This is a genomic window from Gammaproteobacteria bacterium (genome assembly GCA_029880545.1).
Taxonomy (GTDB): domain Bacteria; phylum Pseudomonadota; class Gammaproteobacteria; order Acidiferrobacterales; family SZUA-150; genus JAOUOD01.
In genome coordinates this window covers 240,955-264,612 of sequence record JAOUOD010000005.1, presented here as the reverse complement: position 1 = coordinate 264,612, position 23,658 = coordinate 240,955, and the positions used below count along the sequence as shown (strand labels likewise).

The window sequence follows — 23,658 nt, the reverse complement described above, 5'->3', positions numbered from 1 at the left end:
TTAGAGGAATTTTATCGACACTACTAAAATACTGGACCCAGAATATGTTTTCATCTTTCGATTTTCCAAATGTAGTGACCTCTCCAAACTTGAACACCCTCAATACCGCCATATCACTAGACATTAAGAACGATTCTGTTGGCACATAATTACTATTAGTATCAATCAACAGAAACTTCTTTTTCTTGCATAACGTAATGATACTGCCAGGGTGCCTGATAACCGGGAATATAAGTTTACCATGCTTATCTGAAATAAATAATCTAGTGCTTATTCCATTGTATTCATTAACAGATTTTATATTAAGTAACGACTTGCCACATATAACGTCATCGTTAGCCTCTATTTCCTGTACATTTGACGCCAGAACAACCATCGCTATAATTGAAAACAAATAAAATAATTTTTTCACTTGGTCACCCCTCCCAGGATACGCCCAGCCTATAAGAAACAAAAATGGTCAGACTCGATTGAAATTCTTCCCGTTTATTTTTTGCCCTTTTGGTTTTCAATCGAGTCCGACCATTTTTATTCTTTTGTTGGTTTTGCGGTTAAGACACATTCAATTGCATCCATTTCGGTCGAGCCTAGAGGAACAACTACCAGCGAACCTCTTCAGCCATCTTATCTGGCTTATTTCCAGATTAGTATATTTAGATACCACGTTTTACACCTGAAACAAGCGCTCTAAGCGTAAAATCGGATCTGTTTTCTTGTGTTTCATTCACACTATCAACAGCCTGCGTAGGTCCGACCCGATATCGGGATAGTTGCATTTCTATTGCATCAAGGTCTTAAGCAAAACCGTGGCCAGTCCCGGATTATCTACCCTAATTATTCGTTTTCCATGTAGGCATCACCCATCATCATCTTGTAATGCGAACCGTGGCCCGACTTGTCGAAAATTCCCCTGAATACCGTTAGGTAGGTGTCCACCATCGTGTCATCAATTGAAACGTAAAGATCGTCATGTGCGTAATGCGACCCATCATGCACCCAGGAGCAGAGTGATTTACAGATAATCTTCTCTTTTCCGTCGAATAGCGCACATAGATGGTCAAAGTCAATACCCCCAAGAATCTTGAAGTAGTTTTCGAGAATACGTCGCAACGTGTTTTGGATAGCTAGATTCGAGCGCTCGGGCTTGCGAACCTCCGCCCAAAGCAGCTCATACGACGTTTTTATCGGATTCGTCGGATGTTTCTCGACTTTTGTGGCGAGCCCGGGTTTACGAACGATCCAAAAACTTTCCTCCTTCATCGCGACATCCTTCCGCTTTGGGTTATAAGTGACCTCCTTGTGGAAATAGACGTTGTGCGTGAGAACGAAGATCTGTTTGATGTGACCCGTACCAGAACGCACCTCATCGAACAGTTCTTTGATGAGACTGCTAACGATGAAGAGAACATCGCTATCGAGACTAGAAACTGGGTCGTCAAAAACCACTATGCGGTCAGTTGTCATCCCGCTTTCTGAGTCGCTGCCTTTGAGCAGATGGTAAAAATAGAGGAAAGTGACGAACGTCTTCTCACCTTCACTTAAAGTCGCTTTGGCATCAGTACCATCTGAACGAACCAGCTTGTACGAAGTCTCATTTGTTGCTTTCGCGAGCTTGAAGCCTTGGAATCCAAACAACGAAAGAAGATTGTTGATTCCGTCAATTGTTGGTTGAATGCTGGTAGTTTGCTTTTCCAGCTCGCGAATCTCGGCTGCCTTCTTGGCCTTTTCTGTTTTTGCATCTGCAATTTGAGTTGTCATCGTCGAGATGGCTTTGTCCAAACCATCTTTGGTAGTCTTGAACGTGGCTAGGTCAGCTTTCAGCTCTTCGAGGACGAACTTCCACACCTGCGCGGTTAGGGTCTTCCGCTCTGATGCGAGGTTTGCGACCATTTTGTTGTGTGTCGCGACTTGGGTGTTGGCCGCCTCAATTAGAGCCTTGATCGCCACGAATACATCGCTCAGCGATTCCAGTTTGACCACCCGGCTTGCTTCCTTCTTCTTTCCATCTAGGCGCTGGTTGTTCAATATGACTAGCGCGTCGAGCAACTCTTTCTCAACTTTGAGCTTTTCGACATCGAGGAACTTGGATGGTGACGCGATGAGTGAAACAAGTTGCTGCTGAATCCGGGACGCCTCTGTAGTGTAGTCCGTGACTAGGTCGTCAATCGTCTTGCTGTCCGCCACAAACGACTCATCGAAGTATTCGTTCAGACTTTGGGCGAACGCCTCGCTTGTACTCTGCTGGCAAAATGGGCAGGCTTTCTCGTTCACGTCGTAGAAAGCTCTTCCTTCCTGAACCCAATCACTATTCCCGAGTTTTTTGATCATCGCAGCGATATCGACGTCTTCCTTCCCAAAAACGCGCTTCTTAAGAATGGGATTTGTCTCGTGCGCAAGGAGTTTAGTAGCATCGACGAAGGGAACATGTGCTTCCTCCGTGGGCGCTGGCCCGAAGACGCTTTCAGCTTTATTTTCCAACTCTGCCAAGGTGAGAAGGGTCTCCTTATTCGCGGCTAGCTCCTGAAGCACCTTTCCTTTGAACTTCTCAGAACTATTCCGATACCCCTCAAAGCCTCCATGCAATTTGTCGTCATGCTTCTGCTTTTGCGCCCAACACTTGTCTTTCAATCTAGCTTCAAGTGCTGCCAACTCTCCTTTTTTCCACCGTTGCCATCTGCGCCCTGTAGTCCGTGAGATAGCGTTTCGATCTTGGCTGTGAGTGCATCAAATTCGCTTTTAGTTGTGGCGATTTTCTTGAGTGTGTCGGCTTGCTTCTCACCAAGCGTAAAGACCCCTTTCAGTTCTGCCGACTGGTTGAAGTTTCGCTCGACGAAATCGCGGTTGTAAACAAGCGGCTGTAGTTTGGTCCCGGCCTTCCACGTGACACTGCACCCTGGAAACTCTGTTTCATCCGCGATCACACGGCTAACAGTAGTTTTCCCCGTGCCGTTTGACCCGAAAAAGAAGTTGAATTGAGAAAGCTCGTTGACTTGCTCGGGTGTAGTTCCGAAAGTTGCAACACCGGAGATGATGATTGATTCAATCATGTCTACGTGCTCCTCACGAAGAATAAAGAGGTCGGGTGATCTATATGGATTAAAGGGGTTGGAGTGAATTAATTTTAATCACTCCGACCAATTCGGTACTTCATTTACAATAATCCAAGTAGTAAAGCCCTTACCGCTTTTCGCTTCGCGTTTCTCTGTCTTCCATGCAGAATTCTGCATCCCGAATACAGTATCCATTGCTTTTGGTACAAGCCTGTAAGCCATGTCATCGCGATTAGGCAGGCCATCTGGCAGCTCTTCCTTGAGCCGCTCCTGGACTCCTCGCCATGGCACCCCATATCTCTGTATCCTGTAAATGAACTCCTCGTCAGAACCAAGAGCAGCAATAGCCACTCTTTCATCAGAGCTAAACTTACTAAGTAATTCTTCTATTTCTTCCTGACTTCTTTGTTTGCTAACATTTTTTGAAGATGAATCATTAAAGTATGCGCTAGCATTACCAATGCCAACCTTTCCAAAAGAACGTCCTTTCTTGGACAATGGAATAGATACGCCCGTTCCACCACTCCATATACTCAACCGAGTACCACCGCTACCGAATGTGAATGGCCCCAATCGGAATCTGAGTTTCATCCCAATACTCCCGGCTTCATAATATTTGTGGTCAGACAAAAAACAGATGCATCCGGCCGGCAATCATCTGAAATTTTTTCTCCAACCCAAACCAATTACTAACAGATATAAACCTTTATACGCCCTTATCCGGGGCCGGTAAACAGGAATCAGTTCCTCGACCTGACCCACAGGACGGTAACAAGCGCGGCGGCGAGCGCCAGGCCGGAGGCGATGGTAAAGGTCCATTGCGAACCGAGGGTGTTCCAGGTAATGCCGCTGTAGAAACCGCCGAGCGCACCGCCAATGCCAAAACTGATGCTGCCGTAGATGGCCTGGCCGCGGATCTGGTGTTTGCCACGGAAAAAGTTGTGCACCATTTCGACGGCGGCGGCGTGGTAGGCGCCGAAGGTAGCGGCATGCATAAGCTGCGCGATCAGTATCAGCGTCATGTTCTGGGGGAAATAACCGATAATAATCCAGCGCACGGCGGCCAGGGCAAAGCTGATGCCCAGCACCAGGCGCAGGCTGAAATGACGGCGCAGGTGATGCATGAGAATGAATACGCCGATTTCGCTGATCACACCCAGGGCCCACAACCAGCCAACAGCGCCCTTGCTCAGTCCGTTGTCGGTCATGTAGATGGAATAAAAGGTGTAATACGGCCCGTGGCTGGCCTGCATGAGCAGGCAGGCGAACAGGAAGGCGAACACCTCGCGGCGCATCAGGACTTTGGCCAGCGGCTCAAGATGATCATCACTGACGCTGACCTGGCTTTCCGGTATGACCATGCTGTACAGCCAGACACCGGTTAGCAGCAGCAACATCACCGGCAACAACCACCAGGTATCGACATAATCAAACAGGTAGCCGAGCGCGACAACGGAAACAATAAAGCCGACCGAACCCCACAAGCGTACGCGCGAATAGGCGCCGCTACTGCCATCGAGATGGGTCATGGTGGCCGCTTCCACTTGCGGCAATGATGCGTTCCAGAAAAAACTGAATGTCATCATCACCAGCGCCAGCCACCAGAACTGGCTGCTGATAAACACACCGGCAAAGGCAACAGCGGCGAAGAACGCGGCCCAGCGAACGACCGCAAGGCGCTGACCGCGGTGATCGGCTATCCAGCCCCAGATGTTGGGAGCGACAATGCGTGACACCATCAACAAGGCAACCAGGTTGCCTATCTGGATGGCGCTGAAGCCGATGGATTTCAGGTACAGGCCCCAGTACGGGACCAGTGCACCCAGTGCAGCAAAGTAAAAGAAATAGAACCCGGACAGTCGCCAGTAAGGCATGGCCTAGTCGTCGCTTTCCTCTTCGTAGTAGTCATCGTCGTCATCTATCCAACCGATGACAGGATCGCGCTCGGGATTCTGTGCACGCTGACGCAAGGCATGATCCATTAATACGATGGCGAGCATGGCTTCGCATATGGGCGTAGCGCGCACACCAACACAGGGATCGTGCCGACCCTTTGTGACCACTTCCACGGCTTCACCGTCGGAGTTAATGGTCTTGCCCGGCTGGGTGATACTGGATGTAGGTTTAAAGGCAACGCTGACAGTAATCTCCTGGCCCGAAGAAATGCCACCGAGAATACCGCCGGCATTATTGGTTTCGAATCCGTCAGGTGTGATCAGGTCACGATGTTCACTGCCGCGTTGCTCCACGGAGAAGAAACCGGCGCCAATCTCGACGCCCTTGGCGGCATTAATACTCATCATGGCGTGGGCAATATCGGCGTCCAGTCGATCGAAGACCGGCTCACCCCAACCTGCCGGTACGCCGGCAGCTACCACGTCGATACACGCACCGATGGAATCACCTTCACGACGCAGCTTGTCGATCAGCGCTTCCATCTCCGGCACCTTGGAGGCATCGGGACAAAAGAACGGGTTGTTGGGGATTTCATCCCAGTCGAGATCATCAATATGGATATCACCCATTTGCGACAGGTATCCGCCGATCTCTACGCCGTAGAAATCCTTAAGGTATTTCCTGGCAACAGCACCGGCGGCAACGCGCATGGCGGTTTCACGCGCCGACGATCGGCCACCGCCGCGATAGTCGCGAATGCCGTACTTGGCGTCATAGGTGAAGTCCGCGTGGCCCGGGCGATACTGATCCTTGATAGCACCATAATCCTGCGAGCGCTGATCGGTATTGTGAATGATCAGGCCGATAGGCGTGCCGGTGGTCTTGCCTTCAAACACACCGGAAAGAATCTCCACCTGGTCCGGCTCCTTGCGCTGGGTAGTGTACCTGGATTGTCCGGGACGACGACGATCAAGATCAGGCTGGATATCGGCCTCGCTTAACTCCAGTCCCGGCGGGCAACCGTCAATTATACAGCCAAGTGACTTGCCATGACTTTCGCCGAAGGTGGTAACGGTAAACAGTTTGCCGATGCTATTGCCTGACATAATTTTCTCTTTTTAGTCCTCGAAACCTCTCTTATACACGGTATTGATCATTCGCAATACATCAGTGCACGGAATACGCGAACCCCAGTTGTCCAGGATCTGGGCAAACGGCAGATCGCGACCTTCGCCAAAGCGGTGTTCGCCGCTGCGCAGATCCTGGTCGAGCTGGCGTAGCTCCTTGGCCAGGAACTGGAAAATAGGCAGCAGCTCGTTAAGCGCAAAGTCCTCGCCGTCTTCATCATCAACACAGGCCAGGATTTCATCAACCTCGAAAATCGCCTGATCCACAAGATCCATGTACTGGTTCGGGTCCTTGGGAGTATAAATCTGCATTAGTGTTCCACTCGTTCCGGTTAATCAAAAATACTGTCTATTTCCACGTACTCGTCCGACTGGGCAAAAATAAAGGACAGGCCCCCGCCTACCACCAGCGAGTCGCGCTGCTCCACCAGCGGGCTGTCTTCAAATATGGCGCCGGCAAGATTGCGATAACGCGCAAACAGGCCAAACCAGACATTTTTGTAGCGCTTGCGTACGGCGAAACCGACGCCAATGCCGCTGTATCCGCCACGGGCATTGTAGGCCGGTCGTGTCGGTGTCGCATAAATCGGATCGACCTCGTAATAATAATCGTGATAAGCCTCGGTTGCCCATACCGGCCCGACCGAAATACCCCAGTGCCAGCCTTCCGCGCCCGGTTCACGCCGCCCCAGGTCATGGGCATCGTAGTTGATATTGGGCAGCAATCGCCAACCGGCCGGTTCAACATCGGAAAAATCCGTGACAAACACGGCGCGCGCCGGCATGCGTAACGACCAGACATGGCGCTTGTCGGCACTGTTCCACAACAATAATTCCATGGAAGGGCCGATCTCAAAGGTGGGATCAAGATCCGGCATATCCACGCGCGCGGTATTGTCTTCGCTGTTTACCGGCGGGCCAACGTTGCCGCTGACATCAAACTTGAAGCTGTCGGTGCGCACAACATCGCGGCGCACACCCTGGCGACTCACCTTCCAGAACTCACCATTATATATAAGGTACGGAATCGGGAAGGCATAGGACTGGGTTTCCGATGAGCCTTCGTAATCTGTCATGTGCAGGCCACCTATACCCATGCCCACTTCCCACAGCCGTTCGCGGGTCACTTTTCGCTTGGCGGTATCAGCATTTGTCGTTGCCGCCGGCTCCACCATGGCGGGAATACCAGGGTGCGCACTGTCCTCGGCAACAGCCAGACCCGGCCCGGTCATTATCAGCAGCGCCACAAGCTGTTGCAAAATCGTACAAGCAGTGCGCCAATTGCTATACTTCGATACCATGAATCCGTGTTAGACCCTGCTGTTTGTTTCAGTGCTGACTGAATACGATAAATAACAAGCCGCGAGTTTACCGGCTGGAACAAGGGAATGATAGACAGCATGCGCGTTCGCGAAAATTTCGCCATCCGGGCAATCACTCATCGTCGCCGATGGTTTGTGTCGGCAATACTGTTGATGATGATCAGTGTCAGCCAGGCCTGGGGCGCGGACACTCACACACAGAAACAATCATTCAACAAGCGCTTCGACCAGGGCCTGCTCTGGCAAATTGACGCCAATGGCGTCGAGCCCAGCTACCTGTTCGGCACCATTCATTCCGATGATCCCCTGGTCAACAAGCTGCCAAAACTGGTCACCGACAAGCTCTCGGCCAGTGATCGCTTTGTCATGGAAGTCGTGATGGACCAACAAAGCTTGCGCTACATGAGCGATGCCATATTCCTGCCTCCCGATCAATCCTTGCAGCGGCTGCTGGGCATACGTCTGTACGACGATACCCGCGAAGCACTGATACGGCGCGGCATGACCGATGAACACCTGGACCGGGTGCGACCATGGCTGGTGATTACCATGCTCAGCATGCCGGCGCGGCAAAATGGCAAGTTCATGGACCTGAACCTGCAATCCCTGGCGATTTCCCTGCAAAAGCAGGTATCAGCCCTGGAAACCGTTGCCGAACAAATCGCCGTTTTCGATGGCCTGTCGATCGGCGACCAGGTGGCGCTGCTGGATGCCACGGTTCGGCACAATCAGAAGCTGGACGGGCAACTGGCGGAGCTGACCCGGGTTTACCGCTCCCGCAACCTGCGCCTGCTCGAAGCACTGAGCCGCAAGCATTACGTGGATGATGGCCGGGTTTACCGGCGATTCATGCGCAAGCTGCTCCACGAGCGCAACGGCCGCATGCTGTCACGCCTGCAACCGCTGCTCACCGAAGGCAAGGTGTTTATTGCCGTCGGCGCGTTGCACCTCGCCGGTGAATCCGGCCTGCTGCAACAACTGGAACAGGCCGGCTACCGGCTCACCCCTCTTTGGTGACACGCCCCCCAGCCGAAACCAGTCCCGGTACCCTCGTGAAATACCTGACTACTCCACTCAACTATTGAAATCTCCCCAGGTTGCCCTAATATTAGCAATTACTAATATTTGGCGATGCCTATTCCAGGAACGCCAGCAAACCGGTAACCAAAGGAGTCGATCATGGCCAGTCTTATTCACAATTTTCCGCATGATGGCGTCGTCACCATTAACCGGGTAATACTGAAACCGGAATATTCTATCGACGACCTGCAGGAGCGGGTCGCAACCCTGTGCGAGAACGTCAAAACCTATCACTCGGAAACCGGCTTTGTTGGCGGGTTTGTCGCCCTGAACAGCGGTGCCGTGTCCAATGAAGGCTCGACCGTCGGCCAGGCCGTGGCGAGCCCGCTAAAGGGCAAGGAAGCGCTGATTGTGACGTTCTGGAACAGCTTTGAGGATCATGAGCAATCCCACAAGAGCGACACGTTCCAGCCGCTATTCCTGCAGGTACTCGAGCTGTGTGAAAACGGCAACGAGGAAATCGCCTACAACATGCTGTGGTCCGGCGCCGCGTATTCCGATGAAGAAGCCCGCAAGGCCCAGGCCGCCAAGGCTCGCTACGCCGGCGGTGGCGAGGCCGCCTGACAGCAACACCCGACTTACCCCTCCTCCATTGAAAGATGGTTTAGACGCCGGCTTGTCCGGCGTTATTTTTTGGGCACGCCGACTTGCCCGGTGTAATTTTTTAGAGCGGGCCGACCCCGGGAGTGATTCCCGTTTCCATCGACTGGCTTGTAAATTTTTGTCCCAACGTCCAGCGCAGCATTGTCGTCGGTTCGCCAGCCTGGCGCATATACCCTATACCTAATAAGAAGCAATTTTGCTTCAACTTCGGTAAACTTGCGCGCCTTGATCACATGTCATCGCATTGCCAACGGTAGCACTCATGAGAAAAAACTGCACAGACCAGCTCAACACCATCCTGAATGATCGCATCATGATTCTCGATGGCGCCATGGGCACCATGATCCAGCGACACAAGTTGCAGGAGACGGATTACCGTGGTGGGCGCTTTGCTGATTGGCCGTCAGACCTGAAGGGTAACAATGACCTGCTGACCCTGACGCAGCCGGACATTATTCGCGGAATTCACGAGGCCTATCTCGATGCCGGCGCTGACATTGTCGAGACCAACACCTTCAACTGCCAGACCATTTCCATGGCCGATTACAACATGCAGGAGTTGGTGTACGAACTGAACGTCGAAGGCGCCAGGCTGGCGCGCGCCGCCGCAGACAAATTCACCACCGCTGACAAGCCGCGCTTTGTCGCCGGTGTTATGGGACCCATGAACCGGTCACTGTCCATTTCACCGGATGTGAACAACCCCGGATTCCGCAACGTGAACTTCCCGCAGCTGGTCAAGGCCTACAGCGAAAATGCCCGCGGCCTGATCGATGGCGGTGCCGACATTATTCTCATCGAAACCATCTTTGACGTGCTCAACGCCAAGGCCGCCATATTCGCGGTCGAACAGGTATTCGAAGACCTGGGTCAACGCCTGCCTGTCATGATCTCCGGTACCGTTGCCGATGGCGGTCGCATTACCCTGTCCAACCAGACCATAGAAGCATTCTGGAATGCAGTAAGCCATGCCAACCCTTTAAGTATTGGTCTCAACTGCGCGCTGGGTGCCGAGCAAATGCGCCAGTTTGTTGATGATCTCAGCGATGTTGCCGAGACCCGTGTCAGCTCGCATCCCAATGCCGGTCTGCCCAATGCCTTCGGTGGTTATGATGAAACACCGGAATCCATGGCGCCGCACTTGCGCGAATGGGCCGAAAGCGGTTTTCTGAATATTGTTGGTGGTTGCTGTGGCACGTCACCGGATCACATACGCGCCATTGCCGAAGCCGTGAAAGATGTTACACCGCGCAATGTGCCGTCGTTTGAACCGGCCTGCCGCCTGGCCGGGCAGGATGCGGTGAACATTGAAAAAGAATCACTGTTCGTGAACGTGGGCGAACGTGCCAACGTCACCGGTTCCGCCAAGTTCAAGCGCCTGGTCCTGGAAGATCAATATGACGAAGCACTGGATGTCTGTCGCGAACAGGTGGAAAACGGCGCCCAGCTTATTGATATCAACATGGACGAAGCCATGCTCGACGGCGTCAACGCCATGCGCACGTTCTGCAACCTGGTTGCATCCGAGCCTGACATTGCCCGCATCCCGATCATGGTGGATTCATCCAAGTGGGAAATCATTGAAACCGGCCTGCAGTGCCTGTCCGGCAAGGGCGTGGTCAATTCCATTTCATTAAAGGAAGGCGAAGCTGCTTTCCTCAAGCACGCCGAACTGTGTCGCCGCTATGGTGCGGCCGTGGTGGTCATGGCCTTTGATGAAAACGGCCAGGCCGATACCTACCAGCGCAAGATTGATATCTGCACGCGCTCCTATGACTTGCTGGTAAACAAGGTTGGTATCAAGCCGGCAGATATTATCTTCGATCCCAATATCTTTGCGGTCGCAACCGGCATCGAGGAACACAATAACTATGCCGTCGACTTCATTGAAGCCACGCGCTGGATCAAGCAGAACCTGCCGCATGCATTGATCAGCGGCGGTGTCAGTAACGTATCGTTCTCGTTCCGTGGCAACAACCCGGTGCGCGAAGCAATTCATTCCGTGTTCCTGTACCACGCCATCAAGGCGGGCATGGACATGGGCATCGTCAACGCCGGTCAGCTGGCTATCTACGAAGACCTGCCAAAAGAGCTGCGCGACTTTGTTGAAGATGTCATTCTCAATCGCCGTGATGATGCTACCGAGCAATTACTGGGTATCGCCGACAAGTACAAGGGTGATGGCAGCGAAGCCGTGCAAAAGCAGGACGAGGAATGGCGCAGCTGGCCTGCCGCCAAGCGCCTGGAACATGCGCTGGTAAAAGGCATCGACAAGTACATTGTTGAAGACACCGAAGCCGCGCGGCTTGATGCCGAGCGACCACTGCATGTTATTGAAGGCCCGCTCATGGACGGCATGAACGTGGTCGGCGACCTGTTTGGTGACGGCAAGATGTTCCTGCCACAGGTAGTCAAGAGCGCACGCGTTATGAAAAAAGCGGTGGCGCACCTGATCCCGTTTATCGAAGCGGAAAAATCCGGCAGCAGCGGCGCCCAGGCAAAGGTGCTCATGGCCACGGTAAAAGGTGACGTGCACGACATCGGCAAGAACATTGTCGGCGTTGTCCTGCAATGCAATAACTTTGAAGTTATCGACATGGGCGTCATGGTGGCGGCAGACGATATCCTCAACACGGCGATCAAGGAAAAGGTCGACATTATCGGCCTGTCCGGCCTGATTACACCGTCGCTGGAAGAAATGACACATATCGCCAGGGAAATGAAACGTCGTGGCATGAACACACCGCTGCTGATCGGTGGCGCCACGACATCGCGCGCGCACACCGCGGTCAAGATAGATCCTGAATACGAACATGCCATTGTCTGGGTCAAGGATGCGTCACGTGCCGTTGGCGTGGCCCAGAACCTCATCGGTGACAAGTGCACGGCTTTTGTCAAAGACCTGAAAGCCGAGTACGCCCAGGTGCGCGAACTGCACAGCAAGAAAAATCTCGCCAAGGATTTGCTGGGTCTTGAAGATGCGCGCAAGAACAGCTTCAAGGCTGACTGGAGCAGCTACACACCACCGGTACCGGCCATGACCGGGTTACGCGTGTTCGAGGATTACTCCCTGGAGGCGATCAGCGAATACATCGACTGGACACCGTTCTTCCATACCTGGGAAATGAAACTGAGCTACCCGAAGATACTGGATGATCCGGAAAAAGGCCCCGAGGCACGCAAGCTCATGGCCGATGCCGAGGCCATGCTGGCCGACTTTATCGCCGGCAACAAGCTCACGGCCCGCGCCGTTGTCGGTTTCTTCCCGGCCAACAGTATCAACGATGATATTGAAGTCTATGCTGACGAAACTCGCGGCAAGCCGGTACTGGCACTGCATCACCTGCGCCAGCAGAACAAGAAACCCGATGGCAAGCCCAACTACGCGCTGAGTGATTTCGTTGCACCAAAGGCAAGTGGCAAGGCTGACTACATCGGCGCCTTCGTAGTCACGGCCGGTATAGGCCTGGACGCCATAGTTGCCGAGTTTGAAAAGCAACATGATGATTACAACTCCATCATGGCCAAGGCCATCGCTGACCGGCTCGCCGAAGCCTTTGCCGAGCTGATGCACCAGCGTGTGCGCAAGGAGTTCTGGGGTTATGCCAACGATGAGACCCTGGATAACAGTGCCCTGATCAAGGAACAGTATCGCGGCATACGCCCGGCACCGGGTTACCCGGCCTGCCCGGAACATACCGAGAAGCGTTCATTGTTTGACATGCTGAAAGCCGAATTCAACAGCGGCGTTGAACTCACCGAGAGTTATGCGATGCTGCCCGCCGCCTCCGTCAGCGGCTGGTACTTCTCGCATCCGGAGTCACGTTACTTCGCCGTTGGCAAGATCACCCGCGAGCAGTGCGACGACTACGCGAAACGCAAGGGCTATAACAAGGATGAAATGGCCAGGTGGCTGGCGCCAAACCTGGTATAGACAGCGGGCATCCCTATTTCCTGACACCACGCGCCGCGATGCTGCTATTGTGGCCACGCCAGTTTTCTGTGCATAATTCCCACTGAATTAATCAGGATAAGGAAATTCCTGTTTTTGCCGATATAGCTACCGGGTAATTTCAGTAACCACCGGACACTGTCGTGCTCCTTGTGCCGGGAACAATGTGCTGTAAATTCTCGAGCATTTATTAAAGACGGCATGTATTCGGAGTTGTTGATCGAGCCCTGAAGAATTTGAACCGGGCGTTTTCAAGAACTCAGGCTCGCTCACGCCCCTGCCTGGCGTCACAAAGTTTTACTGTTCCTGACTAATTTTCAGGTTACTGTTCTCAAAATAATAGTTTTTGTAATTTGGGTATTTATTGAGCAATTTTAACTATGAGCAAGCAATTCAAGATACTGCATCTGGATCATTCTTCCGAATATCGCAATACCTTGACTCGCCTGCTGACCAGCAAGATCGACAGTCTCGACATCTTGTCCGTGGCAGACATTAAGGGATTCAATTCTGCCCTTATCAACAAAAGATTTGATCTGCTTGTCTGCTCTACAAGCATTCCCGGAAGTGACGCCTTCCAGATTCTCGGTGCCGCCAATTCCGCCGGCGTTGACACGCCCATGGTCTTTCTCGGCGAACCGCTGGACATGGAAACATCAGTATGCCTGATCAAGGCAGGCGCCGAAAACCTTTATACCAAGGGCAATGAATCGGCACTGGCATCCTATATTTCCGAATTGCTCCAGACCCCGGGGGCGCAGCGCGACCTGTATTCGCAAATGACAACAGTCATTTCCGGTATCCCCGGTGCGGTATATCGCTTTCGCCGTACTGCCCCATACCAATATGAACTGATTTACGTCAATCCCGGGTTCAAAAGAATTTTTGATATTGATGACCGCGATCCGATAAACAGCATCGAAAGCATATTTGCCAGCATTACCGAGCCGGACATGGATATTTTTGTATCCAAGATTGAAAAATCCGCGGATTTATGTGAACCCTGGCACGAAGAATTCCGGATTGAAACCTCGTCCGGCAATTCCAAATGGATACGAGGCCACTCGATTCCGGTAACACAAAAAGATGGCACCACAATCTGGAACGGACTGCTTACCGACATTACGCGTGAGAAGTATTTATCAAGCAAGATCGAGAAGCAATATCATGACGCGGTTACCCATTCCACCCAGACTGAAGCTCGCATGCGGGCCATCCTTGATACAGTAGTCGACCCGATTATTACGTGTGACCAGACCGGTACCATCAAGAGCTGTACACCAAGCGTCCTGAATGTTTTCGGATATCTTCCGGATGAACTCATCAATTCGAATCTTCGAATTCTGATGACCGATGAATTCCATGACAAGCATCATGAAGATCTCCACAATTTCTTTGTTCACGACGACAAGACAATACTGGATTCCTTTCGTGAACTGGACGCAAAACGCAAGAACGGAGAAACCATTGTCATCGAGTTGGCAGTATCATCATTTGAGCTGGATGGCACGCGAATGTTTACCGGTATCTGCCGGGACATAAGTTCACGAAAACTTATGGAAGAATCGCTTCGCACCAGCGAAGAACGGTTCCGTATCAGTCAAATGTATGCCGATATTGGCAGCTGGGACTGGAATATCAAGACCGGCGATCTGTACTGGTCTGACCGGATCGGACCACTCTTTGGCTACGCGGACAAGGTTCCGGAGACCACCTATGAAAACTTTATCAACGCAGTATATCCCGATGACCGCGACGCATTGGTTAAAGCTGTAAACGACGCAGTCGAGCACAACAAGGAGTACAACATCGAGCACAGGGTTCTGTGTCAGGACGGATCAATCCGGTGGGTACTGGAAAAAGGCGCTGTCACGCGCGGCGAGAACGGCGAACCACTGCACATGCTTGGCGTTGTCTCCGACATCGATGCACGAAAACGCCTGGAAGTACAAATCAGCAAACAGAATGATCTGTTGCAGCTGAATCAGGACGCGTTGACGCGGTTCATGTCAGGCGACAAGGACGATATCGCCTCAAGCAGTCTGCTCAAACGCCTGATGTCTCTTACCGGCAGCACCATCGGCGCCCTGATTGAAGTCAACACCCTGATTGACGGAAATCGCCGATACACCATCGATTCCGTAATTGACCGGAATTCCGGCAATACCTATTCATTGAAACAGGGTTCTGAATCCCGGGATAACCAGTTGTTGCTGAACCTCCATGGCATCGAAAACCTGATAGGGCAATCCCTGGAATGCGGCAACCCGGTATTAGTCAACAATCCCGATGCCATTGCTGAATCCGGAATCAGGATTGATGCAGATATCCGGAACATTGCATCGATTCCGGTCTTTTTCGGGACGGATATGGTTGGCGTCTACTGTCTCGCCAATGCCGACAACGGTTTTGACAGCGACTTCCCTGAATTCATGAGCCCTTTCACGCTGACTTACGGCACTATCATCAACGCCCGCAGATCGAGGCTGCTGCAGAAACGTACCCGCCAGGCCCTGATAGATGCCAAGGACGATGCCGAAAAGGCCAACAAGGCCAAATCGGATTTTCTTTCAAGCATGAGTCATGAGCTGCGAACACCATTGAACGCGATTATAGGATTCGGGCAACTCCTGGAAATGGACATGGACAATATCCTAAGCCCCACCTACAAGGAAAATGTCGACGAAATACTCAAGGCCGGTGATCATCTCCTTGGCTTGATTGACGAAGTGCTTGAGCTGACCAAGATCGAGGCGGGTAAATTATCCTTGTCATTTGAACCAATAGATTTTCCGGACCTGCTTCGGGAATGTTTCAGCCTTATCGCGCCAATGGCTTCCAGCCACCATGTTACCGTCAGCACACCCGACTTTATCAACTCGTCTTTTTTTGTCATGGCAGACAGAATGCGGCTCAAACAAATTTTGCTGAACCTGTTCTCCAACGCCATCAAGTACAATATCGAAGACGGCAACATGAGCGTGTCCGCCAGCCAACTGCAGGAAGGTTATTGGCGAATCGGAATTACGGACACGGGAATTGGTATTCCCGAAAACCGGATATCTGAATTATTCACATCATTCAACCGTCTCGGCAAGGAAGCCAGCGACATCGAAGGAACAGGTATTGGCCTGGTTATCACGAAACGCCTTATTGAATTGATGAGCGGCCGGATTAACGTCGAGTCCACACCCGGGAAAGGCAGTACATTCTGGGTCGATATCCCCCTGGCAAAAGATGCCGCGATCAGAAACTTCTATCCTTCCGGTAGCGACGCGGCATCAAAAAAACCCCGCGATTCCGATGAAAAACAACATGAAATATTGTACATAGAAGACAACCCGGCCAACCTGAAACTCGTATCAAAGGTTCTGGCGCCCTATTCCAATATTAACTTTCATGCCGTACGTGATCCGATAATCGGTCTGGACATAGCACGGAACAAGAGTCTTGATATCATCCTTCTGGATATCAATATTCCCAATATGGATGGTTTCCAGGTACTGGAACAACTTAAAAAACACGAACGAACCCGGGACATTCCGGTTATTGCCATAAGCGCCAACGCGATGCCGGACGATATCCAGCGCGGGTATGCGGCAGGGTTCGACGCCTATCTTCCCAAGCCACTTAATATTCCAGAGTTTATCAGTACCGTGGAATCCTATTTACGCGCCGGCTCAAACCGGTCCGAAATAGCCGCCAGCAGGAATCGTAAATAACACAGTTGGCTGTGCCTGTTCTGCACCATGCTGAAATACCAGGAAACCTCGAGCCCGGTTGCCATTACCGATCTTTACCGACCGCCGATTTCTCACTGACAGACAATACCCTGTACACCAATCGGCTTATACGTCGACGCAGCGCCAGAACAATAACCGGCAATACCAGCGCCAGTAACAGGAACCACTCATTGGATCGACCATGCCTGAGTGGCGTAACCTTGTCCTTGCCATCGACGCGGTATTCGGATAACGATGTCCAGGGTGTATCGCCACGGACAAATACCTGCACAATCCTTGTTCCATTATCTTTCCTGATGACTTCTATGATGGCGCCCGAGTCGCTGTCCCAGTCAAATGTCATGTTGTCGCGCGGAAGGGTGTAATCCAGGTCGGGATATTCCTTTTGCAAGTCAACCTTGGTAATCGGAAATACCTGTAGTGACGGGTTGCCGTCTTTCCCAGGAGTCATGAACGCTACGAAAAACAGGCGCAGGTTGCTCTGGGCATCGACTTCTTTCATGAACCAATACGGGCTATAGACATACATCTTGCCTGCGCCGCCACAAGAACCGAGGAACAGCACCGTAATCACAACTACCGACAGCATGCGCGCGAAGATTCTCTTTCCTGTTCCGGTTTGCATTATATCCCCCTTCGTCATAATTGTTACTTGGAACCGTACATTCACAAAAATACGGGCGCGTTATGCCCTGATTCGGTCCCGTTTCTTCCTGTCTAGAATATAATGAACCAGGAAATATGCTGCTGCCCCGATGATCGCAGAAGCAATGCACAGGAAATGCAGGCCCTCCATCGTCATCAGGCTGTACATACTGTTTTTACCGGTAAATGGATAATACGGCTGCACATCGAGATGCATTATACTGTCCAGAAAAACGTGGCTGAACGTTCCGATGAAAGCGCTACCCAGGGTAACTTTCCAGCCTATGTTGTTCGACCTGTGGTTACCCGGTACGCGCAACAGATCGAGACCGAATTCTGACAGGTATTTGCCAGTCAATGCCGAAAACAGCGCAAGCAGCGTCGCGCCGACATAAGTATGAGAAAAGCCATGCAGCTCGCCCTCCCCGGTTATCATCACCGCCAGGGGCTGCATATCCATAACGATTTGTGCCCAGCCAAACACCATAAGACTGAAGCTTCCCTGAAGTAATGACTTGACCAGGATTCCCGGTCCCATGTGAAATGGCGTAAAAGGCATAAAAACAATCCAGCATAATCTTCCGCCTGACCCGCGACAGGCGTGACATTGAAGGCATCACGCGCAGCAACGCGCGACCACCCGGTTGACGGTAACTACCGGCGCACTACCAGACAAAACCAAGCCGTACGCCCAAGAACTTCTCGGAGCCGGTTGTATCGGTTTTTCCGGAGGCGAGAATGACCTCGTGGCGTTCGACATTGACCCTCCCATACTCTACGCTGACGGCCATGGGATCGCCCGTCAGAACCCACCTGTAGCCCAGGCCTATACTCGAACCTTTCCCTGAATAGGTTTCATCGGCACGGCCATTATCAAATTCATAGGTTTCTTCGTATGACGTTCCTTCGGCACTGAGATACACGGATTGATTGGGTCGGGTCGGTAATGAAACCAGAATACCGGCATTAATTTCGTCCGTGCCCCGGTATGTGCTGTCCTCTATCCGCGCCGCTCCCCGAAGCGCCCGCAACCTGAACCCGACGTACCGGTTAATGCTGTATTGATAACCAACATCCATAAACCCGGCGCTGGCATAAAGCGCATTAACATTAATCTCGTGTGAAAGGAGTGGGGCTCGCTCATCTGCGGCGGCTGCCATCGACATCAAGCCGATCCAAACCGCAAGGATTATCCTGGAGCAATCTGAAATCATTGCCTGTTCCTGTCTGGCTGGTATGTGTAACCGGGTCAGGAAGAAATTTCCCTGACATTTCGGCTCACATAGTACATAGATGTTACGCTATCAATCAAGGCCGATGCCGGTAAATACAGTTTGCGTACACACGGTCCCGGGTTCCTTGCCGAATTGCGGAAAATGCGCCACAGTCATACCAAGCAGGGAAGCGATCCTGCCACCACCAGACACTCGTCTTTATATCACGCTCGGCTACCATCCAGAATTGGCATGTGAGACGATACGGAAATGTATGTAGTTAACGTTTCCCGGGGTTGCATGGACCATACGGAACCGCGCGGCAGGCACGAGGTCCGCGGGATTCAAATACGGCAAAGCATTTGTGCCGGCCAAAATTCATGCATCAGACCGGGGCACAACTCGTGCAACTTTACCAACCCTGACTCGAATCGAAGAACAACATGACAACGATCAGTCGCCCGCTGCTAATCAGGCAGACAGCTTTGTTTTTCCTGGTGTTGCTGGAATTCTTGCTGATACTGATTGATGAAGACTGGCTGATCTTCCTGTTATTTATTGTCTTTGGCTCGCCTGTAATTTTGTTCAAGGTCGCTCGCTCTCTCCGAGTGCGTAATATTGAATGGGATACAACACTGGTGTCTTTCCTGGTTTCGCTTTTCCTGTTGCTGTTTGCATCAGGAATGTCGCCGGCTCTTTCGGTTCGAGACAACCTGTGGGAACTGAGTCCGCTGATGTACGCGGTAACCGCGGGTAAAAACGAGCTAAACGGATACGCGCTGGGTAACTACTATCCCGGAAACCGGCAGTGCCTGCCGCTTCGAAACGAGATTCTGAAACTGGTCCGTGAAACCTACAGCAACTTGAAACAGTCGAACATGCCTGATTACAAGGACGTCCTGGTTCCAGACAATGGTGTTGGCCGACTGCCCCATACTTGTGTCGACATTCCGGAAACAAACATGATGAAACTTTATGGTAACGGAAAACTGCCGAATCCGTTTACCGCATTAACGATAGACGAAGAAACCGGGGAAATCGTCGCGATACTGGTAGTGGCGAAAAACCGGGTTTACGGAAACTCGGAACGCGACACGTGGAAGAAATTTGCGAATCGCCATCAGCTTGAATCACTGGGATACTGGGATTCCAACAAACTGCTGGAATCCGCCTGGCTGGGTCGGAAGACCGGCTATCAGTTCTTTGATGATGACAGGGCGATGGTTGCATTTACCCGGGCATACGGAAATCCTGTTTCACTTCCAAACCGCCAGGCACTGCACTCCACGCACGATGCCAACTGGATCTTTTCGCAGCCGGGCGTGCCACTGCCTGGTTCGCAGCCGGGCCGAAGCAGTTACATGGCACACTATATTTCTGTTGCCTGGTTATGGGACCCGCGAGCATTGAAAAAAATCAATGACCGTTCCCGCGCCACGACGAATTAACATCCAGTATCCGCGCCTGCCGTTTAGCACAGCAGCTTCCGGACGTTTCCGGCCCAACCAGGACAACGGTACACCAGGCGGGCGTTTTTTGGCTTGCGGCTCTCTTGGCCGGCTGGATACAATTCGGACTCACTTGATTAAGGCTTCATGCTAGAATCTACCCATTCCTGCCCTTCAGGGCCATCCGCCTACTTTTCAGGTACTACTCCATGTCCGCAGAATCATCAACACCGCCCGCGTTCAGCGATCTGGGTCTTGCTGCCGCTGTCCTCAAGACTATTGACGAAATCGGCTACGAAACACCGTCGCCAATCCAGGCGCAGACTATCCCCCACTTGCTGGCGGGACGGGACGTACTCGGCCAGGCCCAGACCGGCACCGGCAAAACTGCCGCTTTTGCACTGCCGATCCTGTCGCGCATAGACCTGCAACGCGCCCAACCGCAGGTGCTGGTACTGGCGCCGACCCGCGAACTGGCAATCCAGGTCGCCGAGGCGTTCCAGCACTATGCTCATCACATGCCGGGGCTGCACGTGCTGCCGATCTACGGCGGCCAGGACTACCGCACCCAGCTCAAGCAACTGAACCGCGGCGTGCACATCGTCGTCGGCACCCCGGGCCGGGTTATGGATCACATGCGTCGCGGCACGCTCAAGCTCGATGGCCTGCGCACGCTGGTGCTGGACGAAGCCGATGAAATGCTGCGCATGGGCTTTATTGACGATGTTGAATGGGTGCTGGAACAGTCCCCGCCCAGCCGCCAGATCGCCCTGTTCTCTGCCACCATGCCGGACGCCATCCGTCGTATCGCCAATAAACACCTGAACGACCCGGCCGTGGTGACCATCAAACTCAAAACCACGACCGCCGAGACCATTCGCCAGCGTTACTGGTATGTCAGCGGCCTGCACAAGCTCGATGCCCTCACCCGCATACTCGAGGCCGAGGAGTTCGACGGCATTATCATTTTCGTACGCACCAAGATCATCACCGAGGAACTGGCGGAAAAACTCCAGGCACGCGGCCATGCCACCGCCGCCCTCAACGGGGACATTGCCCAGGCGCAACGGGAAAAAACTGTCGACGCCCTCAAGTCCGGCAAAATCGATATTATCGTCGCCACCGACGTGGCCGCCCGTGGCCTTGATGTGGCCCGTATCAGTCACGTCATCAACTATGATGTACCGCACGATACCGAATCCTACGTACACCGTATTGGCCGCACCGGTCGCGCCGGTCGCAAGGGTGACGCCATCCTGTTTATTGCACCGCGCGAGAAACGCATGCTTTCCGCCATCGAGCATGCAACACGCCAGAAGATTGAAGAAATGCAGTTGCCCACCACCGAGGTGATCAACGACAAGCGCATCGCCGCTTTCAAACAACGCATTACTGACACCATTGCCGCCGCTGACGGCCTGGGTTTCTGCCACCAGCTCGTGGAACAGTACGAACAGGAGCACAACGTCCCGGCCATAGAAATCGCCGCGGCGCTGGCCCGGTTACTGCAGGGCAGCACGCCACTGTTACTGGAAAAGGAAACGCGCAAACCGCGTGAGCAACGCTCGCCGCGTGAGCAACGCCCACAACATGAAGAGCGTTCACGCGATAATCGCGCCGACTTCAAGAAGAAGCCTCGTGCAAGTGATGCCAATATGGACAGCTACCGCATCGCCGTCGGCCATGCACATGGTGTGCAACCGGGCAACATCGTCGGCGCCATTGCCAACGAAGCCGGGCTGGACAGCAGCGAGATTGGTCGCATCAAGATCTTTGATGATTACAGCATTGTTGACCTGCCCAAGGGCATGCCCAAGGAAACCTTCCTGCACCTGAAAAACACGCGTGTTGCCGGCCAGCGCCTCAACATCGCAAAGCAGCACGGCATCAGCGAAAAGAAGACAGACTTCCGCAAAGGTTCACCGGCAGCCAAAACAAAACCCGGGGATAAAGCAAAACCCGGGCGAACTGACAAGACCGGGGGCAAGCCCAAAGACCGGGCCGGCAAGAAAAACAAGCCTCACCGCAAGGGCGGGAAACCGGGCGCAGCCTGACAAAGCCAAAAACGTCATGCGCAGCCGGTCATTCTGATTCGGCTCCCGTCAAACTAATCGCAATCGCATCGTGGCCACGCTGATCAAACGCGTGGCCACACACCCCGTTACTGCCTGTAACTATGCTATAAATATATTTTGATCGCGGTTCCGGTGCGGACCAGCAATGCCGCACCCGGGAGATATACCACAGGGGAGCAGCAAAACAATGAACAACAAGAACAATCACTGCAGACATTATTCAGTTTCTGCCCGCCTGGTCACGGCGTTGATTTTGCAATTCATGATGATGGCGGTCGTACAGGCATCAGCCAGCTGGCAAGGCGAGTGGAAAATCAACAACAAGGAACAATACATGGCCTTCACGATAGACAATGCGCGAGGCTCAACCTTTCGCATGGACTATGACGAAGGCATTGGCATTAACGGCTTGTCATTTACCGCCAACGGAAGCATCAGCGGAAATACCGCCACCGTACCGTATACAGACAGAAGCGGATCATCGTGCCAGTTGAAGCTGGAGCTGCTTGAAGATTCAGGCCGAAAACGCATAAAGACCTCCAACTGTGCGCTGTCACAATACAATGAAGGCGCACAAATCCATACCTTTGTGCCAGAAAGTGAAAAGCTGTTTTACAAGGCGGGATTCAATTGCGCCAAAGCCGGCACCCCTATTGAACTGATGATCTGCAACACGCAATCACTGGCCGACGCCGACCGGACACTGGGCAGCCTTTACAAGGCATTGAAACAATCGCTTGCCGGCGGCGACAAAAAGCAGCTTGGAACCCATCAACGGGACTGGCTCAAGCACCGCGACAGTCAATGCGGCAACATGAAAGCGGACGCCCTGGAGTTTTGTCTCAGGAAGCACTATGGAAAGCGGTTGATGCAGCTGCATGCGCAGAAGCATCACGGCATCAGCCACCAGGGTGGTCCCTCTCATGCATTTTACCAGGCCGTGCACGCAGCCAGCGGTAACCGTAACAATACAACTGATTCGATGATGGACCAGGGGCTGGGCCTGTGGCTCGGCGGCAGGATCAACCGGCGTCTTGCCGATACCGGCAGTTATGAAATGCACACGGTGACTATAGATGACAACCTGATCGTCATGGAAGGCATGTACGCCTCCGATCCCAGCAAGGGATTTGATCCCGCATCACAAGGCAACGGCATCATTATTGTCATGACAAAAACCAAAGAAACATGGGTCGGACTCAATCACTACGGTGAAACAATACTGTTTCATCCGCGAAACAGAGATGCCGGGAAATCGCCACAAGCCATCAGCACCTGGCTAAAGGAATACGGAAAGCCGGAATTGAAAGCAGTTTTCTAACAGTATGAGCCAGCGCGATCCGGAGTCACGCACACCGAGAGAAGGCAACCCCGGCTTTCTCGTCCGGGTGATTATGAAATGAGCGGGGGTTGAGACTCGTTTGAGTCCGCATATTTCAATCGACTCTGACCCTATTGATTTACTCATTTGAAATATAGCATACCTGACTAGGGTGAAGGTTA

Annotated in this window: 16 protein-coding genes and 1 pseudogene; 7 read left to right on the top strand and 10 right to left on the bottom strand. The window is 52.6% G+C overall.

Annotation, left to right across the window (positions count from 1 at the left end):
* From OEZ10_07985 to OEZ10_07955, 7 genes and pseudogenes are all read right to left on the bottom strand, one after another.
* A partial coding sequence (locus OEZ10_07985; GenBank protein MDH5632920.1) for a hypothetical protein occupies positions 1-412 on the bottom strand: 412 nt, incomplete at its 3' end.
* Positions 413-834: 422 nt separating this feature from the next.
* Positions 835-3,047: pseudogene (locus OEZ10_07980) on the bottom strand (AAA family ATPase).
* Between the two features lie 78 nt (positions 3,048-3,125).
* Positions 3,126-3,641, bottom strand: coding sequence for a hypothetical protein (locus OEZ10_07975; GenBank protein MDH5632919.1), 516 nt, complete (start codon positions 3,639-3,641; stop codon positions 3,126-3,128).
* A gap of 149 nt (positions 3,642-3,790) precedes the next feature.
* Complete coding sequence (locus tag OEZ10_07970) at positions 3,791-4,924, bottom strand: MFS transporter (protein ID MDH5632918.1); 1,134 nt, start codon at positions 4,922-4,924, stop codon at positions 3,791-3,793.
* 3 nt (positions 4,925-4,927) lie between these two features.
* On the bottom strand, positions 4,928-6,052 hold the full coding sequence (gene aroC, locus OEZ10_07965; protein ID MDH5632917.1) for a chorismate synthase: 1,125 nt from the start codon (positions 6,050-6,052) through the stop codon (positions 4,928-4,930).
* Positions 6,053-6,064: 12 nt separating this feature from the next.
* Positions 6,065-6,385 carry a hypothetical protein gene (locus OEZ10_07960; protein ID MDH5632916.1) on the bottom strand — a complete coding sequence of 107 codons (321 nt, stop codon included), beginning with the start codon at positions 6,383-6,385 and terminating at the stop codon, positions 6,065-6,067.
* A 20-nt stretch (positions 6,386-6,405) separates the two neighbouring features.
* A complete protein-coding gene (locus OEZ10_07955) occupies positions 6,406-7,320 on the bottom strand; it encodes a MipA/OmpV family protein (GenBank protein ID MDH5632915.1) in 915 nt (304 codons plus the stop codon).
* Between the two features lie 141 nt (positions 7,321-7,461).
* On the opposite strand from OEZ10_07955, the gene OEZ10_07950 reads away from it, so the two are divergent.
* From OEZ10_07950 to OEZ10_07935, 4 genes are all read left to right on the top strand, one after another.
* Positions 7,462-8,412: a TraB/GumN family protein gene (locus OEZ10_07950; GenBank protein ID MDH5632914.1), complete on the top strand. Its 951-nt coding sequence runs from the start codon at positions 7,462-7,464 to the stop codon at positions 8,410-8,412.
* A 162-nt stretch (positions 8,413-8,574) separates the two neighbouring features.
* Complete coding sequence (locus OEZ10_07945; protein ID MDH5632913.1) at positions 8,575-9,039, top strand: ligand-binding protein SH3; 465 nt, start codon at positions 8,575-8,577, stop codon at positions 9,037-9,039.
* Between the two features lie 301 nt (positions 9,040-9,340).
* Positions 9,341-13,012 carry a methionine synthase gene (gene metH / locus OEZ10_07940; GenBank protein MDH5632912.1) on the top strand — a complete coding sequence of 1,224 codons (3,672 nt, stop codon included), beginning with the start codon at positions 9,341-9,343 and terminating at the stop codon, positions 13,010-13,012.
* Positions 13,013-13,410: 398 nt separating this feature from the next.
* The gene (locus OEZ10_07935) at positions 13,411-16,752 is read left to right on the top strand and encodes a PAS domain S-box protein (GenBank protein ID MDH5632911.1); all 3,342 of its coding nucleotides are present in this window, start codon (positions 13,411-13,413) and stop codon (positions 16,750-16,752) included.
* 64 nt (positions 16,753-16,816) lie between these two features.
* Here the strand turns inward: OEZ10_07935 and OEZ10_07930 are convergent, their stop codons facing one another.
* From OEZ10_07930 to OEZ10_07920, 3 genes are all read right to left on the bottom strand, one after another.
* Entirely contained in the window at positions 16,817-17,398 is a 582-nt protein-coding gene (locus OEZ10_07930; GenBank protein ID MDH5632910.1) for a hypothetical protein, read from the bottom strand.
* Positions 17,399-17,458: 60 nt separating this feature from the next.
* Positions 17,459-17,977 carry a metal-dependent hydrolase gene (locus OEZ10_07925; protein ID MDH5632909.1) on the bottom strand — a complete coding sequence of 173 codons (519 nt, stop codon included), beginning with the start codon at positions 17,975-17,977 and terminating at the stop codon, positions 17,459-17,461.
* Positions 17,978-18,083: 106 nt separating this feature from the next.
* Positions 18,084-18,632: a porin family protein gene (locus OEZ10_07920; GenBank protein MDH5632908.1), complete on the bottom strand. Its 549-nt coding sequence runs from the start codon at positions 18,630-18,632 to the stop codon at positions 18,084-18,086.
* Positions 18,633-19,075: 443 nt separating this feature from the next.
* Between OEZ10_07920 and OEZ10_07915 the strand changes: the two genes are divergently transcribed.
* From OEZ10_07915 to OEZ10_07905, 3 genes are all read left to right on the top strand, one after another.
* Positions 19,076-20,080 carry a hypothetical protein gene (locus OEZ10_07915; protein ID MDH5632907.1) on the top strand — a complete coding sequence of 335 codons (1,005 nt, stop codon included), beginning with the start codon at positions 19,076-19,078 and terminating at the stop codon, positions 20,078-20,080.
* A gap of 209 nt (positions 20,081-20,289) precedes the next feature.
* Positions 20,290-22,134, top strand: a complete 1,845-nt coding sequence (locus tag OEZ10_07910; protein ID MDH5632906.1) for a DEAD/DEAH box helicase — start codon at positions 20,290-20,292, stop codon at positions 22,132-22,134.
* 208 nt (positions 22,135-22,342) lie between these two features.
* Positions 22,343-23,476, top strand: coding sequence for a lysozyme inhibitor LprI family protein (locus tag OEZ10_07905; protein ID MDH5632905.1), 1,134 nt, complete (start codon positions 22,343-22,345; stop codon positions 23,474-23,476).
* The last annotated feature ends 182 nt before the right edge of the window (positions 23,477-23,658 follow it).